This window comes from Mesorhizobium sp. BH1-1-5, from assembly GCF_020165615.1.
Classification (GTDB): Bacteria; Pseudomonadota; Alphaproteobacteria; order Rhizobiales; family Rhizobiaceae; genus Mesorhizobium.
In genome coordinates this window covers 1-23,978 of the sequence record NZ_JAIUIM010000032.1, presented here as the reverse complement: position 1 = coordinate 23,978, position 23,978 = coordinate 1, and the positions used below count along the sequence as shown (strand labels likewise).

General features: G+C 64.5%; 26 protein-coding genes. 14 read left to right on the top strand and 12 right to left on the bottom strand.

Annotated elements, in window-relative coordinates:
• Positions 1 to 84: 84 nt before the first annotated feature.
• Both LB572_RS29880 and LB572_RS29875 read left to right on the top strand, forming a co-directional pair.
• The gene (locus tag LB572_RS29880; RefSeq protein WP_224670272.1) at positions 85 to 912 is read left to right on the top strand and encodes a class I SAM-dependent methyltransferase; all 828 of its coding nucleotides are present in this window, start codon (positions 85 to 87) and stop codon (positions 910 to 912) included.
• A 70-nt stretch (positions 913 to 982) separates the two neighbouring features.
• Positions 983 to 1,486 carry a hypothetical protein gene (locus LB572_RS29875; protein WP_224670271.1) on the top strand — a complete coding sequence of 168 codons (504 nt, stop codon included), beginning with the start codon at positions 983 to 985 and terminating at the stop codon, positions 1,484 to 1,486.
• Here LB572_RS29875 and LB572_RS29870 read toward each other — a convergent pair.
• Positions 1,483 to 2,022 carry an Lrp/AsnC family transcriptional regulator gene (locus LB572_RS29870; RefSeq protein ID WP_224670269.1) on the bottom strand — a complete coding sequence of 180 codons (540 nt, stop codon included), beginning with the start codon at positions 2,020 to 2,022 and terminating at the stop codon, positions 1,483 to 1,485. The genes LB572_RS29875 and LB572_RS29870 overlap by 4 nt on opposite strands.
• A gap of 48 nt (positions 2,023 to 2,070) precedes the next feature.
• Here LB572_RS29870 and LB572_RS29865 point away from each other — a divergent pair, with 48 nt between their 5' ends.
• The gene (locus LB572_RS29865) at positions 2,071 to 3,249 is read left to right on the top strand and encodes an MFS transporter (protein WP_224670267.1); all 1,179 of its coding nucleotides are present in this window, start codon (positions 2,071 to 2,073) and stop codon (positions 3,247 to 3,249) included.
• A gap of 4 nt (positions 3,250 to 3,253) precedes the next feature.
• Here LB572_RS29865 and LB572_RS29860 read toward each other — a convergent pair whose 3' ends face one another.
• From LB572_RS29860 to LB572_RS29850, 3 genes are all read right to left on the bottom strand, one after another.
• Positions 3,254 to 4,171 (bottom strand): sigma-70 family RNA polymerase sigma factor, encoded by a 918-nt coding sequence (locus LB572_RS29860; RefSeq protein WP_224670266.1) that lies wholly within the window; start codon positions 4,169 to 4,171, stop codon positions 3,254 to 3,256.
• Positions 4,172 to 4,219: 48 nt separating this feature from the next.
• Complete coding sequence (locus LB572_RS29855) at positions 4,220 to 4,639, bottom strand: GFA family protein (RefSeq protein ID WP_224670264.1); 420 nt, start codon at positions 4,637 to 4,639, stop codon at positions 4,220 to 4,222.
• A 91-nt stretch (positions 4,640 to 4,730) separates the two neighbouring features.
• Positions 4,731 to 5,270 (bottom strand): dihydrofolate reductase family protein, encoded by a 540-nt coding sequence (locus LB572_RS29850; RefSeq protein WP_224670262.1) that lies wholly within the window; start codon positions 5,268 to 5,270, stop codon positions 4,731 to 4,733.
• Between the two features lie 157 nt (positions 5,271 to 5,427).
• Here LB572_RS29850 and LB572_RS29845 point away from each other — a divergent pair, with 157 nt between their 5' ends.
• Positions 5,428 to 5,850, top strand: a complete 423-nt coding sequence (locus LB572_RS29845; RefSeq protein WP_224670261.1) for a GNAT family N-acetyltransferase — start codon at positions 5,428 to 5,430, stop codon at positions 5,848 to 5,850.
• Here the strand turns inward: LB572_RS29845 and LB572_RS29840 are convergent.
• Positions 5,847 to 6,962 carry an anhydro-N-acetylmuramic acid kinase gene (locus tag LB572_RS29840; protein WP_140802589.1) on the bottom strand — a complete coding sequence of 372 codons (1,116 nt, stop codon included), beginning with the start codon at positions 6,960 to 6,962 and terminating at the stop codon, positions 5,847 to 5,849. The two genes, LB572_RS29845 and LB572_RS29840, sit on opposite strands and share 4 nt — an antisense overlap.
• A 189-nt stretch (positions 6,963 to 7,151) precedes the next feature.
• Here LB572_RS29840 and LB572_RS29835 point away from each other — a divergent pair, with 189 nt between their 5' ends.
• From LB572_RS29835 to LB572_RS29800, 8 genes are all read left to right on the top strand, one after another.
• Complete coding sequence (locus LB572_RS29835; protein ID WP_224670260.1) at positions 7,152 to 7,835, top strand: SDR family NAD(P)-dependent oxidoreductase; 684 nt, start codon at positions 7,152 to 7,154, stop codon at positions 7,833 to 7,835.
• A gap of 202 nt (positions 7,836 to 8,037) precedes the next feature.
• Positions 8,038 to 8,868 carry a substrate-binding periplasmic protein gene (locus LB572_RS29830; RefSeq protein ID WP_224670259.1) on the top strand — a complete coding sequence of 277 codons (831 nt, stop codon included), beginning with the start codon at positions 8,038 to 8,040 and terminating at the stop codon, positions 8,866 to 8,868.
• A gap of 29 nt (positions 8,869 to 8,897) precedes the next feature.
• Positions 8,898 to 10,235 carry a dicarboxylate/amino acid:cation symporter gene (locus LB572_RS29825; RefSeq protein ID WP_224670258.1) on the top strand — a complete coding sequence of 446 codons (1,338 nt, stop codon included), beginning with the start codon at positions 8,898 to 8,900 and terminating at the stop codon, positions 10,233 to 10,235.
• Positions 10,232 to 11,029 carry an aspartate/glutamate racemase family protein gene (locus LB572_RS29820; protein WP_224670257.1) on the top strand — a complete coding sequence of 266 codons (798 nt, stop codon included), beginning with the start codon at positions 10,232 to 10,234 and terminating at the stop codon, positions 11,027 to 11,029. Before LB572_RS29825 ends, LB572_RS29820 begins: the two co-directional genes overlap by 4 nt.
• 208 nt (positions 11,030 to 11,237) lie before the next feature.
• On the top strand, positions 11,238 to 12,089 hold the full coding sequence (locus tag LB572_RS29815; RefSeq protein WP_224670256.1) for a MetQ/NlpA family ABC transporter substrate-binding protein: 852 nt from the start codon (positions 11,238 to 11,240) through the stop codon (positions 12,087 to 12,089).
• 83 nt (positions 12,090 to 12,172) lie between these two features.
• A complete protein-coding gene (locus LB572_RS29810; RefSeq protein ID WP_224670254.1) occupies positions 12,173 to 13,264 on the top strand; it encodes a methionine ABC transporter ATP-binding protein in 1,092 nt (363 codons plus the stop codon).
• Positions 13,245 to 13,898 (top strand): methionine ABC transporter permease, encoded by a 654-nt coding sequence (locus tag LB572_RS29805; protein WP_140802583.1) that lies wholly within the window; start codon positions 13,245 to 13,247, stop codon positions 13,896 to 13,898. The genes LB572_RS29810 and LB572_RS29805 overlap by 20 nt, the downstream gene beginning before the upstream one ends.
• Positions 13,899 to 14,119: 221 nt before the next feature.
• Positions 14,120 to 15,139, top strand: coding sequence for an isopenicillin N synthase family dioxygenase (locus LB572_RS29800; RefSeq protein WP_224670253.1), 1,020 nt, complete (start codon positions 14,120 to 14,122; stop codon positions 15,137 to 15,139).
• Between the two features lie 221 nt (positions 15,140 to 15,360).
• On the opposite strand, the gene hpaH is transcribed toward LB572_RS29800, so the two are convergent.
• The 5 genes from hpaH to LB572_RS29775 all read right to left on the bottom strand — a co-directional run bounded on the left by hpaH (position 15,361) and on the right by LB572_RS29775 (position 20,069).
• The gene (gene hpaH, locus LB572_RS29795) at positions 15,361 to 16,164 is read right to left on the bottom strand and encodes a 2-oxo-hept-4-ene-1,7-dioate hydratase (RefSeq protein WP_224670252.1); all 804 of its coding nucleotides are present in this window, start codon (positions 16,162 to 16,164) and stop codon (positions 15,361 to 15,363) included.
• Positions 16,161 to 16,994, bottom strand: a complete 834-nt coding sequence (locus tag LB572_RS29790; RefSeq protein ID WP_412033607.1) for a fumarylacetoacetate hydrolase family protein — start codon at positions 16,992 to 16,994, stop codon at positions 16,161 to 16,163. Before LB572_RS29790 ends, hpaH begins: the two co-directional genes overlap by 4 nt.
• 142 nt (positions 16,995 to 17,136) lie before the next feature.
• A complete protein-coding gene (gene hpaD / locus LB572_RS29785) occupies positions 17,137 to 18,117 on the bottom strand; it encodes a 3,4-dihydroxyphenylacetate 2,3-dioxygenase (RefSeq protein WP_224670250.1) in 981 nt (326 codons plus the stop codon).
• Between the two features lie 12 nt (positions 18,118 to 18,129).
• Positions 18,130 to 19,647, bottom strand: a complete 1,518-nt coding sequence (gene hpaE, locus LB572_RS29780) for a 5-carboxymethyl-2-hydroxymuconate semialdehyde dehydrogenase (RefSeq protein WP_224670249.1) — start codon at positions 19,645 to 19,647, stop codon at positions 18,130 to 18,132.
• 35 nt (positions 19,648 to 19,682) lie between these two features.
• Positions 19,683 to 20,069: a 5-carboxymethyl-2-hydroxymuconate Delta-isomerase gene (locus tag LB572_RS29775; RefSeq protein ID WP_224670313.1), complete on the bottom strand. Its 387-nt coding sequence runs from the start codon at positions 20,067 to 20,069 to the stop codon at positions 19,683 to 19,685.
• A gap of 235 nt (positions 20,070 to 20,304) precedes the next feature.
• Between LB572_RS29775 and hpaR the strand changes: the two genes are divergently transcribed.
• A complete protein-coding gene (gene hpaR, locus LB572_RS29770; protein ID WP_224670248.1) occupies positions 20,305 to 20,709 on the top strand; it encodes a homoprotocatechuate degradation operon regulator HpaR in 405 nt (134 codons plus the stop codon).
• A 156-nt stretch (positions 20,710 to 20,865) separates the two neighbouring features.
• On the opposite strand, the gene LB572_RS29765 is transcribed toward hpaR, so the two are convergent.
• Both LB572_RS29765 and LB572_RS29760 read right to left on the bottom strand, forming a co-directional pair.
• Positions 20,866 to 21,375 (bottom strand): flavin reductase, encoded by a 510-nt coding sequence (locus LB572_RS29765; RefSeq protein WP_224670247.1) that lies wholly within the window; start codon positions 21,373 to 21,375, stop codon positions 20,866 to 20,868.
• Between the two features lie 24 nt (positions 21,376 to 21,399).
• Positions 21,400 to 22,944 (bottom strand): 4-hydroxyphenylacetate 3-hydroxylase family protein, encoded by a 1,545-nt coding sequence (locus tag LB572_RS29760; protein ID WP_140802656.1) that lies wholly within the window; start codon positions 22,942 to 22,944, stop codon positions 21,400 to 21,402.
• Between the two features lie 73 nt (positions 22,945 to 23,017).
• Here LB572_RS29760 and LB572_RS29755 point away from each other — a divergent pair, with 73 nt between their 5' ends.
• Positions 23,018 to 23,917 (top strand): helix-turn-helix domain-containing protein, encoded by a 900-nt coding sequence (locus LB572_RS29755; protein WP_318014088.1) that lies wholly within the window; start codon positions 23,018 to 23,020, stop codon positions 23,915 to 23,917.
• The last annotated feature ends 61 nt before the right edge of the window (positions 23,918 to 23,978 follow it).

The following is a 23,978-nucleotide window of genomic DNA, read 5'->3' as shown; positions in this document are numbered from 1 at the left end:
GACCCATCGACATTATCGCGGATAGTCGCTCGCAGAAAGCCGCCATATCTCTTGCGTGACCTGGAACATCAAAGGGAAGTGGCAATGACCGATGAACTGGACCGCGTGCGCGATCACTATCGCGCAACAGGATTGACCGATCGATTGAGGACCGCGCTGGCGGTCTTCGGCCCTGAGGAAGGGCGGTTGAAGCCCGAGCAACTGGCGACGCTCGACCAGTTCCACACCCGCGGGCTGGCTGCGACAGCGGAACTCGCCAATCTCGCCGCCATTACCGCCGGCATGTCGGTGCTCGACGTCGGATCGGGCGTTGGCGGGCCGGCTCGCTTCCTCGAGGCGACCTATGGCTGCAAGGTAACCGGCGTCGACCTCAGCGAACCCTTTGTCGAGGCCGCGCGCTATCTGACCGCGCGAACCGGGCAGGACGGCAAAGTGTCGTTCGAAACCGGCAGCGCGCTGGCGCTTCCCTTCAAGGACGGCATGTTCGACGCCGCGCTTTTGCAGCATGTGGCGATGAACATAACCGACCGGCCGCTGCTCTATCGCGAGATCAGGCGCGTGCTGAAGCCGGGTGGAAAATTCGCGACCTTCGACGTCGTGCTCAACGGCGGCGACCCACACTATCCGGTGCCTTGGGCAAGGACGCCGGGTGAAAGCTTTCTGCTGCCGGCCGACGCGACCTGCGAAGCGATCGAAGCCGCCGGCTTCGGCACGCTCGTCCGCCGCGACGACACGGCTGCCGCCAAGGCCTGGTTCGCCGAGCTACGCGCTTCCGGCCCGCCGCCTTCGCTCAATCTCGGCGTCGTCATAGGGCAGGGTTTCGCCGAATTCGCCACCAATCTCGGACGCAATCTGATGGAGGGACGGCTGGGCATCCTGACGGCGGTGTTCGAGGCCGTTCCGGTCAACTGAGCAATTCCAGGAAAAGTGTTCAGCGGTTTTCCGTCCGGAATTGCGAAAACTAACATTGAGGGAGGCGAAGATGTCACCGGCCGTAATCTTCAACATTCATCTCGCACTTGGCTACGTGCCGTGGCTGCTCTGCTTCGCCGCCTATGTCTGGCCAAGGCTGAGATCGATGGAGCCGATGGAGGCGCAGCGCGCCATCGCCACGCTGCACAGCTTCCGTTTCTTCGGGCTCGTCTTCCTCATTCCGGGCGTGGTCGGCCCCGACCTTGCTCCTGGCTTCGCAAGCTTCGCCGCCTATGGCGACTTCGCCACCGGCCTGCTCGCCATGTTGGCGCTGCTCTTGGCGGCGAGGCCCGCGATCTTCTGGCCTCTGGTCGTCGCCTTCAATGTCGTCGGCGTGGTCGACCTTGCCGGCGACTACTACCACGGCGTCGTGCTCGACCTTCCCGGCCACGCCGGGCAATTGGGCGCGACCTATGCGATCCCGATCCTCTACGTGCCGCTTTTGATGATCACACATGTCGCGGCCTTCTACCTGCTGGCGCGTGCCAGGCGCCGTCAGTTGGCGGCGGCCTAATACATCGGGTTTGCCATGTGCTTCGGTGCCGGCCACTCGCTCGTGATCTCCGGCTGCACCGGACGCTCGAGATAGGTCGACAGCACGACATAGCTGCGCGTCGAGGTAACGCCAGGCGTGTCGTAGAGGCGGGCCAGCAATCCCTCCAGCGCCCGCGTGTCCTCGGTGCGTACCTTGAGCAGCATGCAGGTGTCGCCGGCCACCGTGTGGATTTCCTCCACCTCCGGATATTTGGAGACCGCCATCAGCTCCGGCGTCTTGCCCCAGCCCCTTGTGTCGATATGCACGAAGGCGAGCAGCGGCTTCTTCACCGCCCTCGGATCGATGATCGCCGAGGTGGCGCGGATAGCGCCGCTGCGCTTCAGCCGCTTGACCCGCTCATGCGCCGCCGGCGGCGAGAGGCCGACGCGCTCGCCCAGATCGGCATAGCTGATGGTCGCGTCCTCCACGAGAACGCCTAATATCTTTCGGTCGATCGGGTCGATCTCACGGACGGGCTGCTTGTTCCGCTGAATGTCATCTGTTTCTGCGTCCATATGGAAATTCTCCATTGATGCGGAATTTAATTCGGCCATTATGGAGATATGTCGAACACCAATCAATCTGCAATTATGACCGGCGCGCCTCGGGCGCCGATACCGGCCGCCGCCTATCTGCTGACGGGCTGCATCGCCGTTATCGGCTCCAACTCGCTGGTTCTGGGACCGATCGCGCCGGCGGTGGCTGCATCGTTCGGGACCAGCGTGCCAGCGGTGATGACGGCGGCCGCCGCCTTCGGCCTCGGCACGTCCGCCAGCGCGCTCTTCCTCGCCCGCTACATCGACAGGATCGGCGCGCGGCGCATGTTGCAGGGCGCACTCTTGTTGCTGGCTCTGGCGCTCGTCGCCAGTGCTTTGGCGCCGACGGTCGTGTTGCTCGTCACGGCGCAACTCGTTGCCGGCATTGCTGCCGGCATCGCCATGCCGGCGATCTACGCCAGCTCGGCCGCGATCGCCCCGCCCGGCCGCGAGAGCGGCACCATCGGCGTGGTGCTGACCGGCTGGACGCTCTCGATGGTCGCCGGTGTCTCGCTGTCGGCCGTGATCGCCGACCTAATCCACTGGCGCGCCGTCTTCGCGGCCGTGGCGCTGCTGGCGGGAGCGGCCGTTGCCGGCCTGGCGATGAGCTCGCTGCATGACACCAGGAAAACCGGCCCGGCGCCTTCGCCGCTCGGCGCGCTCACCGTTCCCGGCATAGTGCCGCTGCTCATTGCCTGCGGCGCCTTCATGACCGCCTTCTATGGCGTCTACGGCTATCTCGGCGACCATCTGCACGAGTCTCTCGGCGAGCCGGTCAGCGCCAACGGCCTGGCGGCGGTCGCCTATGGCCTCGGCTTCGGCGCGGCCGCATTACTGGACAGTGTCATCGACCGGCTCGGCGCGCGCCGCGTCATGCCCTTCGCCTATCTGCTGGTCGCCGCCGTCTACGTCGCGATCGCTTTGGCGAGCGGCGGCTTCGGCCTGCTGCTTGCGTCAATAGCCGTCTGGGGCCTCGCCAACCATTTCGGGCTCAACGTGCTGGTCATGCGCCTGACCGCCCTCGACGCGTCGCGACGCGGCACCATCATGGGGCTGAACAGCGCAGTCACCTATCTGGCCGTCACAATCGGCACGGCAGGCTTCGGCCCGCTCTACACGAGCCTCGGCTTTGCCAACTGCGCTCTGATCGCCGCGGGATTGATGCTGGTGGCGGCGGCCGCCGCGGCTTGGCGGTCAGCGGGCTGACCGATCAGTCTGGGTTCGCAACGGTCACCATGCGTGCCACCTTCAGCAGCCACGGACACGCATAATAGTCGCTGATCCGAATGACGGCACCCTCGGTCGCTTCGATCCGAACCGGATAGGCCGGTTCCCAGCCGGCTTCGCCGCGGTGAAGCACGAGCAGCACGATCTCGCCATCGACCGCGCCGATCGCCATTTTCCAGTTGTCCTTGCCCTTTTCATATTCGACGAAATAGATCGAATCCGACAAAGACCCCCTGAAGCAGTCCGACACCCGCAATTGCGCGTCGGCGCTGGTCAATGCCCGCACGCCGTCCCAGTCACGGCGGTTGAAGAGTTCGACATAGCGGTTGAGCAGTTTTGACAGCTCGGGATCCGGCGAAGGCTCCGGGCGAACGGCCGGCTGGCCCGGCAGCGCGGCCAGCTTGGCGCGGCCGCGGCTCAAGGCCGCCTTGACGCCGCCGACCGTCGAGCCGACGAGATCGGCTATCTCTTCCAGCGAATGGTCGAAGACGTCCTTCAGCAGAATGCAGGCGCGCTCCTTCGGCGGCAGGTGGATCACCAGCCGTTCTATGGCGCGACCGGCGCTCTGGCCCACGAGCTCGCCCGGCATGACGATCTCATCGACCGCGAAATTGGCCTCGGCGCGCTGGCGCGTTTTCCGGTTGCGCAGGAAGTCGATGCAGCGGTTATGCGCGGTGCGAAACATCCATGAACGAAGCGCGCCAGGATCGTCGATCTTCTCGATCTTGCGATAGATCTCGAACAGCGTTTCCTGCATGACGTCCTCACCGTCGAGCGCCGAGCCAGTCATGCGCGTGCAATAGCGGTGCAGCCGCTCCCGCAGATGCGCAACCGTTTCCAGGAATGCGGCGTAGCGAATGTCGAAGAGCCCGCTAGGCTCAAGTCTTGGCTGCATCGTCATGGCGACACGAACTCCGTATGCGCTTCCCGCGAGGCAAGGTCCGCCATGCTACATCGTCCTGATGTCGTCGGGAGTCCGATCGAAGCGATCATGTCTGCCGTCGACATGCATCACCGGCGCCGCCGCCAGTTCTTCCGGGTCTATCCCGTCGAGAGCCGCCATCGGAATGGCGTAGACGATGCCGCCAAGCGCCGGAACGTCGCCACGCGCCGGCATGCGCACGCCGCAGGTCGCGCAGAAATGATACTGGACGCTGGGCGCTTTCCGGCCCGGCGGGGTCCACTGGTATTCGGTCTGCGCCTCGGCGCCGGACACAAGGCGATAGTGCCGCGGACCGACGAAGCCCACCCAGGAGCGCGTCTTGGCGCATGTCGAGCAATTGCATTTGACGGTTCCCCGGCTGAGATCGATATCGGCCTCGAACCGCACTTTGCCGCAATGACAGCTTCCTGCGTAGGTCTTCAACATAGCCCGATGGTCTCCGTGCTCGCCGACCGGCATGATCGCCGGCTGACTCCAGGACGGATGGCAGCGGGAAAAGGATACGTGCGCGCCAAGATCATTTCAGCACGCGATAGGTCAGCGTCACGATGCCACTCTCGAACCGGCGTGTGTCCGTGAGCTCCAACCTGACCAGGGATGGGTCGACATCCTGGAAGGCGCGCTTCCCATAGCCGACCCGTGTCGGCAGGATCGACAGCTGATATTCGTCGACCAGCCCGCTGGCGAGCAAGGTCTGGTCGAGTTGGCTGATGCCGTATTTCAGTATGTCGCCGCCGCCTTGCGCCTTGATCGCGGCGAGACCCTCCGCGACGTCGCCTTCGAGCAGGGAAGCGTTCCAGCCGACCTCTTTCAGGGTCCGCGACGCGACCAGCTTCTTCATCCCGTTCATGCGGTCCATATACCTGCCCTGGATCTGCGGCCACCGGCTGGAAAACAGCTCGTAGGTGACGCGGCCGAGCAGGAAGTACTCTGCCTCGCCGGCCTTCTGATAAGAATGTTCCAGCGCATCTCCGACAAAAAAGGGCGACGCCCAGTTCATCGGCGCCTCGATAACGCCGTCGAGTGAAATGAAGCTGCCGACGATCAATTTCCTCATCGAAGTTTCTCCTGTTGCGTGGTGACGCTCGTAGGACGTACGACGCGCGCTCCGGGATACGTGGTGTGGGAATTATTTTCAGGGCCGAGGTTGGCTTGCCGACGCCGTGGCTCCTTCGATATGGCTGGGCGCAGTATCGGCCGGAGCGAAAAGCGCGATGAAGACGACCCTTGAAGTCACGGCCGAGCCCTTGCCGCAGGACCTCGCTTTCCTGAGTGGGAGTCTCAGTGCCTTCAACGATGCCGATGTTGGCGCATCGGGCCGGAAGCCGCTCGCGGTTATCGTGCGCGACGAGCATGGCGACATCGTCGCCGGCATTTCCGGCTACACCGCCTGGGGCTGGCTCTATGTGCAGTGGCTGTGGGTCGACGAAAGGCTACGTGGCCGCCGCATGGCCGCCAGCATGCTCGACACTGCCGAACAAGAGGCGATCGGACGTGGCTGCCACGGCGCCTGGATCGACACCTTCAATCCCATCGCCGAGAAGGTCTATCAGCGCCAGGGCTACAGGCCGTTCGGCGAACTGCCTGACTTTCCCGCCGGCCGCAGCCGCATCTTCCTGCAGAAGAAGTTGACTTAACCCGCGAGCTTTCCGCCGCGCATCGGCTCAGGCGCGCCGGTGGTGCTCGGAAAGCTGATCGGCAGGCCGCGCAGCACGCGCACGGCGAGGAAAGCAAAACATTCCGCTTCCACCGCGTCGCCCTTCCATCCAAGCGTCTCGGCCTGCACCACCTCGACGTCGGCGCGGCTTTCGAGCATTGCCATCATCGTCGGGTTGTGGCGGCCGCCGCCGCTCACCGCGAGCCGCTTCGGCCGGCGCGGCAAAAGGTCGAGCGCCTTGCCGACGGCCGACACGGTGAAGGCCGTCAGCGTCGCTGCGCCATCCTCCGCGCCGAGCCCCTCTGCCATCGCCGCGGTGAAGTCGAACCGGTCGAGCGACTTCGGGTAGGGCTTGGTGAGGTAGGGATGCTTGAGCAGCCGGGCGAGCCTTTCCTCGTCGACCTTGCCGGCTGCGGCCAGTCTGCCGTCCCGGTCCATCTCGCCGAGCCCTTGCGCCTTGATGAAGTCGTTGACCGGCGCATTGGCCGGCCCTGTGTCGAAGGCTACGATATCGCCCTTGCCGTCCCACCAGGTGATGTTGCCGACGCCGCCGAGATTGAGCACGGCGGTGTCGCCGCTGGCGTCCGTCTCCTTCAGCAGCGCCGCGTGGTAGGCGGCGGCCAGAGGCGCGCCTTGCCCGCCGGCCGCGACATCGGCTGAGCGGAAATCATAGGCGACCTTGGCGCCGAGCAGCGAAGCCATCAGTTCGCCGTCGCCCAGCTGGCGAGTCCTGCCGATCTTGCCCGGCTGCGGCGCGCGATGCAGCACGGTTTGCCCATGGAAGCCGACGACGCCGATATCGGCCATGCTCATGCCCTGGCTCTCGACCAGGTCTCTGACCGCAGCCGACTGCGCGCGCGTCAGCGCTTCTTCGGCTTCGCGAAAGATCGCCGGCTCCGGTCCCTCGAAATTCCAGGCGCGCGCCTGGCGCAGCGTCTCTTCCAGCAAGGCACGGATCGATTGCGGGTAGGGGGCCAGCGTGTAGGTGCCGGTGTCGGCGATGCGCTCGCCATCCGTCTTGATCAACGCCACGTCGATATTGCCGTCGAGCACCGTGCCGGTCATCAGGCCGACCGCCCAGATTGGTTCCATGGTTTTGTCCTCGAATCGTCTTTGATCCACGTGTCGGACGGATTGGCCCGGCAGGCAAGTCTTCCGCCGCGCCCATCCAGATGGCCTTTTGCGCCAAATGGCGGAAATCGAGCATCCACGTGCTTGCCTCTTGTCGCCGAAGGCGCGAGCCTGCAGGTTCGACAACGAGGGACCTCAAGGAGGAACGCTATGGCAGCCAATGTTGCGGTGATCGCGGGCGCCGGCTCGGGGCTAAGCGCCTCGCTGGCACGGCTCCTCGCCAAGGAGGGGTTCCGCATCGTCCTTGCCGCGCGCAACGTCGACAAGCTGGCCGCGCTGGTCAAGGACACCGGCGCCCAAGCCGTGGAAACCGACGTGTCTGACGCGGCCTCCGTCGAGCGGCTGTTCGAGGCGGCCGACAAGGCTGGTCCGCTTGAGATCGCCGTCTTCAACGCCAGCGGCCGCACGCGCGGCCCGATCGCCGAGCTCGATCCCGAGGCGGTCAAGCAAGCCTTGCTCGTCGGCGCCTATGGCGGCTTCCTGGTCGGCCAGCAGGCGGCGCTCCGGCTTATAGCGCGGGGCTCAGGCTCGATCCTGTTCACCGGCGCCAGCGCAAGCCTCAAAGGCTTTTCCGGTTCCGCCGGTTTCGCCATGCCTAAATTCGGCCTGCGCGGCCTGGCGCAATCGATGGCGCGCGAGCTCGGCCCGAAGAACATCCACGTCGCGCATTTCATCATCGATGGCCAGATCGCCTCGCCCGCGAGGACGCCCGAGCGGACGGACAGCCACCTGTCACCCGATGCGATCGCCGAGACTTATCTCGCCACCCATCGTCAGCATCGCAGCGCCTGGAGCTTCGAGGTCGATCTCAGGCCCTGGGTAGAGACGTTCTGACGACCCGTTGCGCGAACTGGACAATAACGCGCCTCGTCGCTGTCTTATTATTTTAGGAAATCTGCATATTTCCTGATGTCATTTTAGTGATCCGCAATGTAAAAAAGCGAAAAATAAAAGATACCTTTACTTAACTTCGGCGTGCATACTGCGCATTTATCAGGTTTGTTGTCCGGCTTCCCCGCACGAATTGAGAACGCGCATGCCGCTTACACGTCGCACGCTGTTTGCAGCCGGAGGCGGGGGGCTGCTGATCGCGCAGGCCTTGGCTACGCCGGCCCACGCGCAAGACGCTCCCAAACCCATCGTCGGCGACAACAAGCTGCGCATCGCCATGCCGGCCTTCGCCTCCGATCCGTTCTTCCCGGCCGACGGCTCGGGGGACGGCGGCATCGACATGGACCTGGCGCGCGGCATAGCCGCGGAGCTTGGCGTCGAACCGGTGTTCGACCGGTCCGCCGTGACCTTCGACGCCATGGTGCAACTGCTGACGTCCGGCGAGGCGGATCTGGCGATCGGCAAGCTGAGCCGCACTCTTCAGCGCGGTCGCTCGATCCTCTATTCCCGGCCCTACGCCATGCTGCACCAGGGGCTGCTTGCCAACCGCGTGAACCTGGCGCGCATCGCGCAAGGCAAGCCGCCCGAACAGATCATCCGCGATTTCTCCGGCGATCTCGGCGTGATCGAAGGCTCATCCTTCGCCACCTATGCGGCGACCACATTCCCGCACGCCACGATCCAGCGCTTCGCGGGCTGGAACACGGTCATCGATGCGATCCGCAACGGCACGATCGACCTTGCCTATCGCGACGATTTCGAGATCAAGAAGCTGATGGTCGACGATCCGTCGATGACGGTCGTCGCGCGCTCGATCACGCTGACGGACAAGGTCGACACGATCGCGGTCGGCGTCAGCCCGGCCAATCCCCATCTGGCGGCCTTCGTCGATCTCTATCTCGATCTGGCGCGAGGCCAGCAGGTCCTCAGCACTGACGAGATCATCGCGCGCTATCGTCAGGGGAGCAAAGCCTGACAATGGCCGTCTCGGATGTAGCCGCTCCCATGTCTTTCGATTGGCGCCTGGCGGCAAAGCGCATCCTGCGCTCGCCGTTGACGACGATGATCATGATCCTGGCCGGGATCCTGTGCGGCCTCTATTACCCGGCCTTCGCCCACGCCATCAGTCCGGTTGCGCAGATCTACCTGAATTTCCTAAAGATGGTCGTCTTGCCCTATCTGGTCTCGTCCGTCATCTTCTCCATCACCGCGATGGTCCAGGATCCGAAATCGGTCCGCTATCTTGGCAAGGTGGGCATAGCCGTTCTGGTCGTGTCGTTCCTTGCCGTGCTGGTGAGCGGCACCTATTCGCTGATCCTCAAGCCCGGCCAGATCGAGAACCCGCAGTCGCGCATCGAGCTCGGCGAGTTCATCAATTCCCAGGGCAGCGTCTCCACCGATCTCGCATTCCCGTTCCAGCCGCCGCCATCGACCGGCGATCCGAACGCCGGGCATTCGATCTTCATGGACCTGGTGCCGAACAACGTCTTCAACGCGTTGGCCTCGGGCCAGACCATCCAGGTCCTGTTATTTTGCCTGCTTTTCGGTCTGGCGATGGGCAAGATTCCGCAGCCCTCGTCGCTCAGCCTGTCGCAAGCGCTCAACGCGGTGTACCGGGCGTGCACGGTGCTGACCAACTGGTTCGTCTGGGGGCTGCCCTTCGCGACCTTCATCCTGATCGCGGACCAGACCGCGTCGACCGGCACCAAGCCGCTGATGCTGATGGGCGGCTACCTGCTGGTGATGGGCCTTTCCTGCCTGACCTTCCTCGCCGGCGCGTTTGCAATTATCGCCATGCGGTCGCGACGGAGCTACTGGGCCACGATCAGGACCTGCCAGCCGCTCCTGATGGTGGCCATCACCACACGCTCCTCGGTCGCTTCGTTGCCATGGGTCATCAACCTGTTGAGCGAGCGCCTGCGCTTCAACCTTGTCGTCGTCGAGTTGCTCGTGCCGCTGCAGGCGGCTTTGCTGCGAACAGGCCCGGCGCTGGTCTACACCTCGGGTGCCCTGTTCATCGCCCAGCTCTACGGCCATCAACTGGCGATCCCTGATCTCTTGCTCGTCGGCATCGTCTCCGCACTTCTGGCGCTGACCACCGGCGGCATGGGCAGCCTGCTCATCCTGTCCCAGATGTCGATCGTCTGCGGTTACCTGAAGCTTCCCTTCGAGGCAGCGTTCGCCCTGTTCGTGGCGGTGGATGCGGCCGTCGATACGTTCATGACGCTGTCCAGCGTCTGCACCGTGGCGGCGAGCACGGCCATGATCGCGCCCAACCACAGGGAGACGACGCAGTCCGATGAAACGGTCGCGGGCGAGTTCGAAGCCGAGCCCGTCCGATGATCGACGACAGCATTCGTCCCCAGCTTGGCATCATCGGCGGTCTCGGGCCGCTGGCATCGGCGGACTTCTATTTCAAGCTGACCCGGATGACCGAGGCGTTCAGCGACAACGAGCATGTGCCTTCCGTCATCCTCAGCGTGCCGCAACTGCCCGACCGGACCGAAGCGATCCTGGCCGGACATGACGGGCCGCTGGCGCCGCTGACGGCCGCGGTCTCGACGCTGAACGCGCTCGGCGTTGCCTGCATCGCCATGCCCTGCAACACCGCTCATCATTGGTATGAAAAGCTGGTGGCGAACTCGCAGGCCGAGATCATCCACATCGGCGACGCGGTGGCGGCGGAAATCCGCCGCGGCTTGGACCGGGGCAGGGTTGCGAATCTCGCAACCCGGGGCACGCTTGCCTCCGGCTTCTATCAGGAGAGGATATCGGCGGCGGGTTTCGATCCTTGCCTTCCGGCGGGCACAGAGTTCCAGGAACGCGTCGACAGCGCCATCGGCCTCGTCAAGGCCGGCTCGATCGCGCAGGCCGCGGCTGAAACCGAGCGGGCGCTTCATCTCGCGCAACTGGCTGGTGCCGATGCGGCACTTCTCGGCTGCACCGAACTGTCGGTTGTATCGGCCAGCCTCGGTGACACGAACGGATTGATCGTCATCGACAGCAATGCGGCCCTGGCGCGGGCCTGCCTGACGCGTCTGGGCTTCGGCATCCAGGAAGTGCGAGGCCTGCCGACGGTGCCTCGCCTGCGGGGGAATGGCCGATTGAGCTGGCGCGCTGCGCGGCAAGCCTCTTAAGCGTCATCGCTTCGGACCTTGACCGGGCCAAACCGGTTCGCCAGCGGTCGGCATGCTCCAAGTCATAAAATCTTTGAGAGAATATTTTCTGCGTTCCGCTTGAGAGGAAAAGCGCTTCTTTGCCTGACCGGGCAGCATTGGTGATGCTGATATCAAGGCTTCGCATCCCGCCAGGCCAAAGTGATTTCAGGATCGCAAGGAACGCATCATGTCCGAACGCGGCAACGCTTCAAATTCTCTCGTTACGTCAATCACCAGGCGCGCCGGACTTGCCGCGCTTTTCGCTACGACGCTTGCCGTGGTCGGCTTCGCCGGACCGTCGCCATCCTTCGCCGAAGACAAGAAGGCGATCAAGGTCGGCATCATCAGCGGCGAGGATGAGGATGTCTGGCGCGTCGTCGCCGCCGAGGCGGCCAAGCAAGGGCTGACGATCGAGACCGTCGTCTTCAACGACTACACCCAGCCCAACGAGGCGCTGGAGCGCGGCGAGATCGACGCCAACGCCTTCCAGCACAAGCCCTATCTGGACAACCAGATCAAGACGCAGGGCTACCACATCGTGCCGGTCGGCTATACCGGCGTCTGGCCGATCGGGCTTTACTCGAAGAAGCACGCCAAGGTCGCCGACCTGCCCGAGGGCGCCGTCATCGGCCTGCCGAACGACCCGTCCAACGAAGGCCGTGCTCTGCACGTCCTGGAGCATGAGGGTCTGATCAAGCTCAAGGACGGCACCGGCATCCTGGCGACCACCGCCGACATTGCCGACAACCCGAAGAAGTTCGAGATCAAGGAACTCGACGCCGGCATCGTCGGCCGCTCGGTGGAGGATCTCGATGCCGCCGTCGTCAACACCGACTGGGCGCTGAAAAGCGGCCTCGGCCCTGAAAACCGCATCGCGCAGGAACCGGTGGCCGACAACCCTTACCGCAACTTCATCGCCGTCAAGGCAGGAACCGAGAACGAGCCCTGGGTGAAGGCGCTGGTCGCCTCCTACCAGAACGAGGCGGTCAAAGCCGAGTTCGACAAGGTCTACAAGGGCACCGGGATCAGCGCCTATTGATCGGGGCCTGGCCGTCGGAAGTTGGCGGTCCGCTGTTGAGCGGGCCGCAGTCGCGTTTGAGCGGCACTGAAACGGAAACAGAGATGAACCAGCACGTCACGGCCGAGATAGGCGACCCGGTCGTTATCGATCCCGCGAGATCGCAAGACGTCGTCCGCCTCGTCGACCTGAAGCGCCGCTTCGGCGCGACGGCGGCGCTCGACGGCGTTTCGCTTAACGTGAAGAAGGGCAAGATCCTCGGGATCATCGGCCGCAGCGGCGCCGGCAAGTCGACGCTGATCCGCTGTCTGAACGGGCTGGAGCGGCCCGATTCCGGCGAGGTCTTCATCGAGGGCCGCGAGATCGGCCGTCTGGGCGAACGCGAGCTGCAGCCGCTGCGCCGCCGCATCGGCATGGTCTTCCAGCACTTCAACCTTCTGTCGGCGAAGACCGTCGAGGAGAATGTCGCGCTGCCGCTCAAGATCGAAGGGTGGCCGCGCGCCGAGCGCATGACGCGCGCGGCCGAGCTGCTGCAGCTCGTCGGCCTGTCGGAGAAGGCCAAAGCCTATCCGGCCTCGCTGTCGGGCGGACAGAAGCAGCGTGTCGGCATCGCCAGGGCGCTCGCCGCGCGCCCGGCGCTGCTCTTGTCCGACGAAGCGACCTCGGCCCTCGATCCGGAGACGACGCGCTCGATCCTGGCGCTGCTCAAGGACATCAATTCCAGGCTCGGGCTGACCATCCTGCTCATCACGCACGAGATGGAGGTGATCCGTTCCATCGCCGACCGCGTGGCGGTGATCGATGCCGGCCGCATCGTCGAGGAGAGCGCCGTCTGGCAGGTCTTCGCCAACCCGAAATCGGAGATCACCCGCAGCTTGCTCGGCGGCATCCGGCCGCAACTGCCGCCGGAGATCGCCAGCCGACTGGCCAAAGGCGAAGGCGCGGAAACGATCCTCAGGATCGATGTCTCCGGTGAGGCCGCGCGTGGCCCGCTGCTCTCTGAGCTGAGCGTCAACGTGCCCGGCCCGTTCCGGCTTGTGCATGGCGGTATCGACCACGTGCAGCAGCAGCCGGTCGGCACGCTGTTCGTGGCGGTCCCTGGAGCCGACGCCGCGCATCTGGCGGCAGTTATCGCTTTCCTGAAAGACCGCGGGGCGCGGGTGGAGGTGCTTGGCCATGTCGCCGATCCTGTTTGAACTCCTGCTCCGCTCGATCTGGGAGACGGTGCTGATGACCGGAGCGTCCGGCATCATTTCGCTGGTCTTCGGCCTGCCGCTCGGCCTTGCCCTGGTTGCCACCGATCGCGGCGGCATCGCCGAGAGCCTTTGGCTCAACCGCATCCTCGGCGCCATCATCAATGGCTTCCGTTCGGTGCCCTTCATCATCCTGCTGGTGGCGCTGATCCCGGTGACGAGGCTGATCGTCGGCACCTCGATCGGCACCTGGGCGGCGATCGTTCCTCTGTCGATCGCGGCGACGCCCTACTACGCGCGCATCGCCGAAGTGTCGCTGCGCGAGGTCGACCACGGCCTGATTGAGGCGGCGCGCGCCATGGGCGGCAACCGCTGGACGATCATCCGCGAAGTGCTGGTGCCGGAAGCGCTGCCGGGCATCGTCGCCGGCTTCACGGTGACGCTGGTGACGCTGGTCGGCGCTTCGGCCATGGCCGGCGCCATCGGCGCCGGCGGCCTCGGCGACCTCGCCATCCGCTATGGCTACCAGCGCTTCGAGACCAGCGTCATGGTCGCCGTGGTCATTGTGCTGATCGTGCTGGTCTGCGGCATCCAATGGATCGGCGACCGGCTGGTCGCAAGGCTGGATCATCGCTGACAGGGCAGGGCATGGATGGGGTCGCGAACGCAATTTGCCGCAAAAGCCGGGAATTGAGCGCCGGCTTGCGCCGTTTGCAATGAGATTGGTCGGCGCGTTCTTCACCCGCAATGGCGCGCATGTCATCTTGCGGCAGGGCGCTGGAGCAATTCCAAGGAAAGTGCAGCGGTTTTCCGTACGGAATTGCGAAAAACAAGAGTTACGCCAAGAGGAGCCTGTCCATGCTCAGAATAATTCCGGTGCTCGATCTCGACCGCCTGGAGCAGGGCCCGTCGGAGCTTCGAACTTTCTTGTTTGATTTGCGCACGGCAGCCCGCGATGTCGGCTTCTTCTATCTGAGCGGCCACGGCATCACCCAGCCGGAAATCGATGCGGTGCTCGACGCGGCGCGCCGCTTCTTCGCCCTGCCGGAAGCCGACAAGCTCGGCATCGAGATGGTGAAGTCGCCGCAGTTTCGTGGCTATACGCGCGCCGGTGGCGAGCTGACCGGGGGCAAGGCCGACTGGCGCGAGCAGTTGGACATCGGGGTCGAGCGCCCGGCCGTTTCGCAAGGGCTGGGCGTGCCGGCTTGGACGCGGCTGCAAGGCCCGAACCAGTGGCCGGCCGCGCTTCCCGATCTCAAGTCCGCGCTGCTTGCCTGGCAAGCCAAGGCGACCGACGTGGCGATCCGGCTGCTCAAGGCTTTCGCGCTGTCGCTCGACCAACCGGAAGACGCTTTCGACCCGATCTATCGCGGCGAGCCGAACCATCGCATGAAGATCGTGCGCTATCCTGGCCGTGACGCCACCGGTGACGACCAGGGCGTCGGCGCGCACAAGGATGGCGGTTTTCTCACCCTGCTGCTGCAGGACGAGAACAAGGGCCTGCAGGTCGAGTATGATGGCAGCTGGGTCGATGTCGATCCCATCCCGCGAACGCTCGTCGTCAACATCGGCGAACTGCTCGAGCTCGCCTCGAACGGCTATCTCAGGGCAACTGTGCACCGCGTGGTGACGCCGCCGGCCGGCGTCGAGCGCATTTCCGTGCCGTTCTTCTTCAGCGCCCGCCTCGACGCGACGATCCCGCTGCTCGACCTGCCCGAGGAACTCGCCGCCGAAGCGCGCGGCCCGGCCAGCGACCCCGACAATCCGCTCTTCCGCAATGTCGGGGCCAATGTGCTGAAGAGCCGTCTGAGGTCGCATCCAGACGTTTCACGGCGTCACTATGCCGACCTTCTGGAAAAAGCATCGGCCGCCGGCTGAGGATTCCTGATGATTGCGCGAGATTTTTTCGCATTTCCGATCTTTTTTGGAATTCCGTTCGTGGAAAATACACCGTTTAGGCCCCAAATAAGAGGCATCGCTCGGTGTTTTCCTCCCATTGCGCCGGGCGGTGTTCCCCTCTGAAGGTTATGACCTTCATTCTTGGCCGGGCCGCTTTCGCGCCCGGCCTTTTTTCTTTCAGAAGCTGAGAAATGCCTGGATCAGGCGAAGGCGATGCGGATCGCGCCAAAGGGCCCGAAATCCGAGACGATCCGGTCGCCATGCCGGCATTCGACCGGCCGGATGAAGGAGCCCGACAGCACGACCTGGCCGGCCTCGATCCGCATGCCGTACTGGTGCAGCCGGCTGGCGAGCCAGACGATGCCCTTGGCGGGATGATCGAGCACGCCGGCGCCGAGGCCCGTCTCCTCGACCTCGCCGTTGCGCGACACGATCGCGCCGATCCAGCGCAGATCCTCCTCGCGTGGGCCGGCGGCGCGGCCGCCGACGACGATGCCGGCATTGGCCGCATTGTCCGAGATCGTGTCGAAGAAGGTGCGGATCCTGCCGGTCTCCTTGTTCATCCGCTCGATGCGGGTGTCGAGGATTTCAAGCGCCGGCGTGATGTGATCGGTGGCGTCGAGCACGTCGTCGACCGAAATGTCGGGACCAGCCAAAGGCGCCTTCATGACGAAGGCGATCTCGGCCTCGATGCGCGGCTGGATGAAACGATCGGCAGGCACGGTGCCGCCATCTTCGAAGAACATGTCGTCGAACAGGATGCCGGAATCCGGAATGTCAATGCTGAGCGCCGACTGCATCGCCTTCGAGGTCAGGCCGATCTTCCAACCCTTGATCGTCAGTCCCGATGCGGCCTTGCGCTTCACCAGCGCCGCCTGCACGCGGTAGGCGTCGTCCATCGTCGCCTCTGGAAAATCGAGGCTGAGCAGTCTGATCTGGCGCCGGTCGCGCTCGGCTTCGAACAGCCTGCGGGCGGCGTCCTCGATTTGGCTTTCCGTCATCATCGGGCTGCCTCTTCGTCGACGACGCCATTGCGCAGAAGCCCGATGCCTTCCGCCTCCACCTCGATGACGTCACCCGGCTTCAGCCAGACCGGCGGGTCGAAGCGGGCGCCGGCACCCGTCGGCGTTCCGGTGACGATGACGTCGCCCGGCGCCAGCGTGGTGAAGGTCGAGATGTAGTTGATGATCTTGCGGAAGGAGAAGATCATGCGCCCGGTGCGGTCCTGCTGGCGCATCTCGCCATTGACGCGGGTGGTGAGCGCGATGTCGGCGATCTGCGCCTCGTTGGTGAACGGCACCAGCCACGGTCCGATCGAGCCGGTGCGGTCGAAATTCTTGCCTTGCGTGACGTTGAACTTGGCGTGGCGCACCCAGTCGCGGATCGTGCCTTCGTTGCCGAGCGAAAGTGCTGCGATATGGCCGAGCGCATCGGCTTCGGCGATGCGTCGCCCGCCCTTGCCGATGACGATGACGACCTCGCCCTCATAGTCGAGCTGCGGCGATTCCGGCGGCCGCACCAGTGCCGCGCCATGGCCGACGAAGGAACGCGGAAAACGGATGAACAGCGACGGATTTGAGGGCGCAGCCTGCCCGTCCTTGTACTCCTCGTTGCGGTCCGGGTAGTTGACGCCGACGCAGATGATCTTTTCCGGCGAGGGCACCGGGATTTCGTAGGCGATGTCCTCGACGCTGAAATCGGCGGCGAGACCTTCGACCCCCTCGGCGAGTCTCACGAGCGCACCGGCCGCGATCACCTCGCGCAGCGTCGGCCATTCGGCATGGCGCGACGAAAGATCGACAACACCCTTATCGGTGATCGCGCCGTAGCGCATCTTGCCGCCGACGGTAAAGGTGGCGAGCCGTCTCGCGCTCATGCTGATACTCCGGTGAATAGCCAATCTCCCCCCTTGAGGGGGAGATGTCCGGCAGGACAGAGAGGGGGGCGAAGGAACGCGAACATCTCCTAACAGCCCATCAAGGCGCCACGATCGGCGAGGCCGCCAGATCGGACTTGCGCGGCTCGACACCGGCAAACACGCTGCCTTCCTCGAACCAGCTTCGCGGCGCCGGCGCGCCCCACAGCGTCTGGCGCTGCGGGTCTTTCAAATCCCACTTGATCGGCTCGAGATCGGGATCGACCGTCTGGTAGTCCGAGCAATAGATCTCGATGCGATGGTTGTCCGGATCGCGGATGTAGAGGAAGAAGGCATTGGAGATGCCGTGCCGTCCAGGTCCGCGCTCGATGTTGCCGACATAGCCGGTGGTCGCCATCAGGTCGAGCAGGTCGATGATGTTGAGTGGCGTCGGCACCCAGAAGGCAACGTGGTGCAGGCGCGGGCCAAGGCCGTTGGTGAAGGCAATGTCGTGCACGCCGCCCTTGCGGTGCGTCCAGGCGGCCCACAGCTTACCGGTCTCTTCGTCCTGCGTGTATTCGGTCACGCGGAAGCCGAGTTCGTTGTAGAAGGCCACCGACTGGTCGACATTCGGCGAGAAGCAGTTGAAGTGGTCGATGCGCAGCGGCTTCACGCCCTTGTAGAGAGCGTATTTCTGGTGGATTGGCGGCAGCCGCTCCATCCTGGAATAGAATTCGAGCGGGATGCCGTGCGGATCACGCGTGCGGAAGGTGCGGGACTGGTAGGGCCGTTCGACCCATTCCACCGGCAGGCCTTTTTCCTTGAAAAAATGCTCGGCCTTGTCGATATCCTCGTCGGAGAACACCTTGAAGCCGAGCTCGCGCGCTTCGGGCGTTGTCGCCTTGCGCAGCACGATGCAGTGATGGCCGCGTTCCTCCATGGCGCGCAGATAGATCGCGCCGCTGGTCTCGTCGGTCACCTGCAGGCCGAGCGTGTCGACATAGAAGGCGCGGGATTTTGCCAGGTCGGTGACGGCGAGCTCGACATGGCTGAGCCGCACGATGTTGAAGGCGGGGTAGAGGTTGGGTTGGGGCAGGGCCATTTGTGTCTCCGGTCAGCCGCCGAGCTTCTGGATCGAATGCGGCGCCGTGGCGAACGCGATGTTCTTGGTTTCCATGTAGAAGTCGAACGACCAGTCGCCGCCGTCGCGGCCGATACCCGAGCTCTTGACGCCGCCGAACGGCGTCGGCAGATGTCGCACATTCTCCGAATTCACCCAGATCATGCCGGCGTCGAGCGCATCGGTGAAGCGCAGCGCGCGGGTGACGTCGGAAGTCCAGAGATAGCCGGTCAGGCCGTATTGCGTGTCGTTGGCCAGCGCCAGAGCCTCCGCCTCGTTCTTGAACGGGATTGCTGTCAGCACCGGCCCAAAAATCTCCTCCTGGGCGATGCGCATCTTGTTGGTGGCGCCGACGAAGAGCGTCGGGCTGACATAGCAGCCGCCGCCCGGGCCATCGAACTTGCCGCCGCCGGCGGCGACCACCGCGCCTTCCGATTTGCCGATCTCGATATAGGAGAGGACTTTTTCTTCGTGCACCGGATGGATTAGCGGACCGACCACGGTCTCGGGATCGAGCGGGTGGCCGATTTTGATGCGCTTGGCCTTCTCCGCCACAAGGTCGGTGAACTTGTCGTGCACGGAGGCCTCGACCAAAAGGCGCGACGACGAGGTGCAGCGCTCGCCGTTCAGCGAATAAATCATGAAGACGGCGGCGTCCGCAGCGCGCTCCAGGTCGGCGTCGGCGAAGACGATGACGGGGTTCTTGCCGCCGAGCTCGAAATGCACGCGCTTCAGCGTCTCTGCGCCCTGTTTCATGATCATCGAGCCGGTGCGGCTTTCACCGACGAAGCCGATCGCCTTGATGTCGGGGTGCTCGGTCAGCGCCCGGCCTGCATCCTCGCCGAACCCGTTGACGAGGTTCCACACGCCCTTGGGGAGGCCGGCTTCCTCGGCGATCTCGACCAGCAGCCGGGCGGTGAGCGGCGACAGCTCGGCCGGCTTGTGCACCACCGTGCAGCCGGCGGCCAAGGCCGGTGCGATCTTCCAGGTCGACAGCATGAAGGGCGTGTTCCACGGCGTGATCACACCGACCGGGCCGATCGGCACGCGTGTCGTCATGTTGAGCTGGCCGGGCGCCCTGAGCGAACGGCCGTCACGCGCCTCCGGCGCGCGGTCGGCATAGAAGCGGAAATTCTCGGCGCCGCGCAGCGCCGCCTTGGCCATGAATTTCAACGACTGTCCAGTGTCCATGCATTCGACGAAGGCGATCTCCTCGGCGCGCGCGACGATGGCGTCGGCGATTTTGTGCATGAGCTTCTTGCGCGCATCGCCGGAGATCGCCGCCCAGTCCTTGAACGCGGCCTTCGCGGCCTTGGCGGCGCGGTCGATGTCGGCGGCCTTGCCGCGCGCCACGGTGGCAATCGGCTTGAGGTCGATCGGCGAGATCGTCTCATAGGTCGAACCGTCGGCCGCGGGCACCGCCTCGCCGGCGATCTGGTTGAGCACGCCGCCTTTTCGGAAGCGTTCGAGATAGGCCTCGGCCTTCTTCAGATTGTCGTCCAATGCCGCCATGGGTGTGCTTCCTGTCGATTGCTTGCCGCGCCCGGTTATTTGCCACGCAGGCGCGGATGGATCGCGTTCTTCTTCCAGCTTAGCTCAGCGTCGATCTCGCGGATCTCCAGCGATAGCGCGAAATGCGGCGTGGCGAACAGCGATGCCAGATGATCGGTGACCGCCGCGAAGATGGCCACGCCGGCGCTCTTCTTTTCCGCCGCGCTGCGACCCTTGCCGATGCGGAAGTTCATGTCGATGAAGCCGTTCTCCGGGAGCCGGTCGGCAATCGCATAGGCTTCGGCGCGGAAGGCGCGCACCCGGACCGCGCCCGGTTCGAACAAGCCTGTTTCGAGGATGGTGCGCGAGACCAGCGCGCAGAGTTCGCCCATGTCGAGCTTCGCGTCGAGATTCGCCGAATATTCGATCGACATATGGGGCAAGGGTTCCTCCGCCGGCAGCACCCGTCTTGTAGTTAACATGTGAATTACATCTTGACGCGGGAATGTCAAGCGTCGTTCTCTCTGCGGATGCAACTCCCGGGGTGGGATTGCCGCTCTCGGCAAAATCGCGGATATAGCTGCGATCCCGCCCTAGACCTTTGTTGCGAGTCGTACTGGACTGGAATTTTTCGGAGACCTGATTTTGCTACCGCCCAGCACCCGCCGCTCCTTGCCCATGGCTCTGCTTCGCGCCCGCGAAGTGATCATGGCGCATTTCCGGCCGATGCTCGCCCGCCATGATATCACCGAGCAGCAGTGGCGCGTGCTGCGCGTTCTCGCCGAGACTGGCCCGCTGGAGGCGACCGAACTCGCCAACCGCGCCTCGATCCTGCCGCCGAGCCTCACCCGCATCATCAAGGCGCTGGAGGAGAGGGAGTTCATATCCCGCAACAAGGTGAAGGATGACGGCCGCCGCGCGCTGCTCGCCATCAGTCCGACCGGCGTGGCGCTGATCGAGGAACTGGCGCCCGAGCGCACCGCCATCTACGAGGCAATCGAGAAGCGCTACGGCGCCGCGGAGCATGAGCGCCTGCTAGATATGCTGGATAGCCTGATCCAGTCGGAGTCGATGGAGGGCTAGGATTTCCCTTCTCCCCTTGTGGGAGAAGGTGGATCGGCGCGCAGCGCCGAGACGGATGAGGGGTGTTCCAGGGAACGCCAGCGTCTCACTCCGCTGGAGCACCCCTCATCCGTCGCCTTCGGCGACACCCACAAGGGGAGAAGGGAAGGGCGCTTCTCACCCGCCAAAACTCCCCAGCGCGCTCGGCTGCATGTAGTTGCGGCCGACATACAGCAGCGCCGCCTCGTCGCTGCCGTGACGGATGTCGACGACGCGGCCGAACATCACATTGTGCGTGCCGACCTTGTTCACCGCGCCGATCTCGCAATCGAAGCTGACGATCGCGTCGAGCAGCGCCGGCATGCCGGACGGCATGGTCTGCCACCGCGCGGCCTGATAGCGCTCGGTCATGTCGCGGATCGCGCCGGCGAATTTTGCCGCCAGATGCATGTGCGACTGGGTCAGCACATTGACGCAAAAACGCTGGTTGGCGAGGAACATTGCAGTCTGCGCCGAGCGCTCGTTCATGCACACCAGCAGCGTCGGCGGATCGTCGGAGACGCTGCACATGGCGGTCGCGGTGAAGCCGCCGCGCCCGGCCGAACCATCGGTGGTAACGATGTTGACCGGCGCGCAGACCCGCGCCATCGCCTCGCGGAATTCCAGCCTCGCGACTTGTGACGTCATGGCCGCTTCCATGGCTGGCCTCCGTCAGTTGGCCTGGGCGCCGAGGGGTGGCAGCCAGGTGTCGCCGGTCCAACCCTTCTCGTCATAGTCGGCCATGCATTGGTCGACGAGTTCCTCCATCTGCTTCAGCCGCCCGCCGCGCTCCGCGCCCTTCAGCACCTGCAGCCGCACCTCTTCCGGCGCGCCGGCATAGTTGAGCTCGTAGAGCGCGTGGCGGCCGCCGAATTCGGTGCCGGTCGCGTCCCACAACAGCTTCATGATCTTGATGCGTTCGACATGGCCCATGTCGTTGGAGCCGCGCACATACTGCGCGAGATAGCGGTCGATTTCCGGATTGTCGAAATCGCGCGCCGAGGAGGGCAGATAGATCAGCCCGGAAGCGATCACGCGGCGCACCGTGTCGATGACGCGCGGATAGGCTTCCGACATGAAGGTGCGGTAAGCGAGCGCGGCCTCGAGATTGGGCAGCACCGCGCCGTTGGCCCAGGGAATCGGATTGTGCGCCATCGCGTTGGAGAAGCTCCAGAACATGTGGCGCAGCGCAATCACCTCGCCGAGCGCCGCCTGGTTACCGCGGAAGGCATCGCCGCCGGTCGCGCGCAGCGCCTTGGCGAGCAAGCCGGCGAGAAAGTCGAGTTTTACCGCAAAGCGCGTGCAGCCCTGGAAGCAGTAGCCATGCATGAAGCCCGACGCCGGATGGAAGGACAGGATTTTTTGCGCGTCGCGCAGCACCAGCACGTCCTCCCAGGGGATGAAGACATTGTCGAGCACCAGGATCGCGTCATTCTCGTCGAAGCGCGACGACAGCGGATAGTCGAAGGGATGGCCGACAGTGTTGGCGGTCTGTTCGTAGGAGACGCGGCAGAACATCTTTATGCCCGGCGCATTCATCGGCACGATGAACATCACCGACAGCGACGGATCCTCCGTCACCGTCGCCGAGCTCTGCGCCAGGAAATTATAGTGGGTGAGCGCCGACGACGTCGCCACCACCTTGGCGCCCGACACCCAGATGCCGGCATCGTTCTCCTTGGTGATGTGCACGAAAACGTCCTTCACCTGCTCGGCCGGCTTGTGGCGGTCGATCGGCGGATTGACGATGGCATGGTTCATGAACAGGACCGCTTCCTGGGCTCTGCTGTGCCATGCGCGCGCATTGTCCTTGAACGGTCCGTACCATTCGGCATTGGCGCCGAGCGTGTTCATTAGCGCCGCCTTGTAGTCGGCGGTGCGGCCCATCCAGCCATAGGTCATGCGCGCCCAATGCGCGATCGCGCTTTGCTGCGCGGCAAGCTCGGCGGAGGAGTGCGCGACGCGGAAATATTTGTGCGTGAAACCGCCGGAGCCGGTGTCGGTCGGCGAGGTCAGCACCGCCTGCTGGTTGGGATCATGCAGCGCGTCGTAGAGGCGTGCCAGCGAGCGCACCGAATTGCGCATCGCCGGATGGCTGGTGACGTCGGCCACCCGTTCGCCATTGATATAGACCTCGCGCCCGTCGCGTAGGCTCGCCAGATATTCGGCGCCCGTGAACGGCCGCGACTTGTCGGCCCGGAATTCTTCCGATCGCATCATGATCCTCCCTTGATTGGTGGAGAGTAGCGGGAGCCGAGCTAATGGTTTATGGACGAAAGCGCAAAACCGCTTGGACTTTTTCCGGCTGCTCATGGGCCAGACCGCCATTCCGGAATTCTTCGTCTACGGCGAGCCGGCACGGGCGCTCGACGTCGGCTTCCTGCATGTCGAGACCGTGCAGGCCCGCGCTTCGGTGCACCGCGGCCAGGTTCTGGCCCACAAACACCCGCAAATGGCGCAGGTCACGTTCTGGACGAGCGGGCAGGGCATCTACCGGATCGAGGACAGGACCTGGAGTTTTTCGGCACCGACGGTCAGCTTCATGCCGAGCGGCGTGGTGCATGGGTTCGACATCGAGCCGGGCACCGACGCGATCGTCGTCTCGGTCGCGGACGCGGCGCTCGCGGCGATCGCCGAGCACTCGGCGCTGGCGCTCGACCAGCCGGTTCTCATCACCGCACGTGGTGAGGAAGCGCTTTGGCAAAGGCTCGGCGACACGGTCAGGATGATCCAGGCCGAATATGCCGAGGCTCAAGCCGGCGCGGAAAAGATCCTGCCGCCGCTGGTCGCAGTGGCATTGTCGCACATCGCCCGCCTCGACGCCCAGTCGCATGCGATCATGGTGCCCGCGGCGGTCGCCCTGGGCGGCCGGCTCAGGCGGCTGATCGACCGACACTTCCGCGACGACTGGCCGGTCGAGCGCTATGTCGAGGAACTCGGCACCACGCGCCATCTGCTCGACAAGGCGGCGCATCAGGTGCTGGGCTCCGGCGTGCGTCAGGCGATCGGCGAAAGGCGCCTGGTCGAGGCCAAGCGGCTGCTGCTCTTCACCATCCGCACGGTCGAGGACATCGCCTATGAGACCGGCTTCAACGACCCAGCCTATTTCTCGCGGTTCTTCCGCCAGTCGGTTGGGGTGGCGCCGGCGGCGTGGCGCAAAGAGCGTCTGGCAGTAGGCAGTAGGCAGTAGGCAGTAGGCAGTTGGACTGCACCCCTGTTGTGAGACAGGGAATAGGTGACAGCGTTAGCGT

Bases quoted from the DNA above. Each gene is read 5' to 3' on its own strand.
- LB572_RS29880 (WP_224670272.1), top strand. From the start codon at position 85: ATGACCGATGAACTGGACCGCGTGCGCGATCACTATCGCGCAACAGGA.
- LB572_RS29875 (WP_224670271.1), top strand. From the start codon at position 983: ATGTCACCGGCCGTAATCTTCAACATTCATCTCGCACTTGGCTACGTG.
- LB572_RS29870 (WP_224670269.1), bottom strand. From the start codon at position 2,022: ATGGACGCAGAAACAGATGACATTCAGCGGAACAAGCAGCCCGTCCGT.
- LB572_RS29865 (WP_224670267.1), top strand. From the start codon at position 2,071: ATGTCGAACACCAATCAATCTGCAATTATGACCGGCGCGCCTCGGGCG.
- LB572_RS29860 (WP_224670266.1), bottom strand. From the start codon at position 4,171: ATGACGATGCAGCCAAGACTTGAGCCTAGCGGGCTCTTCGACATTCGC.
- LB572_RS29855 (WP_224670264.1), bottom strand. From the start codon at position 4,639: ATGTTGAAGACCTACGCAGGAAGCTGTCATTGCGGCAAAGTGCGGTTC.
- LB572_RS29850 (WP_224670262.1), bottom strand. From the start codon at position 5,270: ATGAGGAAATTGATCGTCGGCAGCTTCATTTCACTCGACGGCGTTATC.
- LB572_RS29845 (WP_224670261.1), top strand. From the start codon at position 5,428: ATGAAGACGACCCTTGAAGTCACGGCCGAGCCCTTGCCGCAGGACCTC.
- LB572_RS29840 (WP_140802589.1), bottom strand. From the start codon at position 6,962: ATGGAACCAATCTGGGCGGTCGGCCTGATGACCGGCACGGTGCTCGAC.
- LB572_RS29835 (WP_224670260.1), top strand. From the start codon at position 7,152: ATGGCAGCCAATGTTGCGGTGATCGCGGGCGCCGGCTCGGGGCTAAGC.
- LB572_RS29830 (WP_224670259.1), top strand. From the start codon at position 8,038: ATGCCGCTTACACGTCGCACGCTGTTTGCAGCCGGAGGCGGGGGGCTG.
- LB572_RS29825 (WP_224670258.1), top strand. From the start codon at position 8,898: ATGTCTTTCGATTGGCGCCTGGCGGCAAAGCGCATCCTGCGCTCGCCG.
- LB572_RS29820 (WP_224670257.1), top strand. From the start codon at position 10,232: ATGATCGACGACAGCATTCGTCCCCAGCTTGGCATCATCGGCGGTCTC.
- LB572_RS29815 (WP_224670256.1), top strand. From the start codon at position 11,238: ATGTCCGAACGCGGCAACGCTTCAAATTCTCTCGTTACGTCAATCACC.
- LB572_RS29810 (WP_224670254.1), top strand. From the start codon at position 12,173: ATGAACCAGCACGTCACGGCCGAGATAGGCGACCCGGTCGTTATCGAT.
- LB572_RS29805 (WP_140802583.1), top strand. From the start codon at position 13,245: ATGTCGCCGATCCTGTTTGAACTCCTGCTCCGCTCGATCTGGGAGACG.
- LB572_RS29800 (WP_224670253.1), top strand. From the start codon at position 14,120: ATGCTCAGAATAATTCCGGTGCTCGATCTCGACCGCCTGGAGCAGGGC.
- hpaH (WP_224670252.1), bottom strand. From the start codon at position 16,164: ATGATGACGGAAAGCCAAATCGAGGACGCCGCCCGCAGGCTGTTCGAA.
- LB572_RS29790 (WP_412033607.1), bottom strand. From the start codon at position 16,994: ATGCGCTACGGCGCGATCACCGATAAGGGTGTTGTCGATCTTTCGTCG.
- hpaD (WP_224670250.1), bottom strand. From the start codon at position 18,117: ATGGCCCTGCCCCAACCCAACCTCTACCCCGCCTTCAACATCGTGCGG.
- hpaE (WP_224670249.1), bottom strand. From the start codon at position 19,647: ATGGCGGCATTGGACGACAATCTGAAGAAGGCCGAGGCCTATCTCGAA.
- hpaR (WP_224670248.1), top strand. From the start codon at position 20,305: ATGGCTCTGCTTCGCGCCCGCGAAGTGATCATGGCGCATTTCCGGCCG.
- LB572_RS29765 (WP_224670247.1), bottom strand. From the start codon at position 21,375: ATGACGTCACAAGTCGCGAGGCTGGAATTCCGCGAGGCGATGGCGCGG.
- LB572_RS29760 (WP_140802656.1), bottom strand. From the start codon at position 22,944: ATGCGATCGGAAGAATTCCGGGCCGACAAGTCGCGGCCGTTCACGGGC.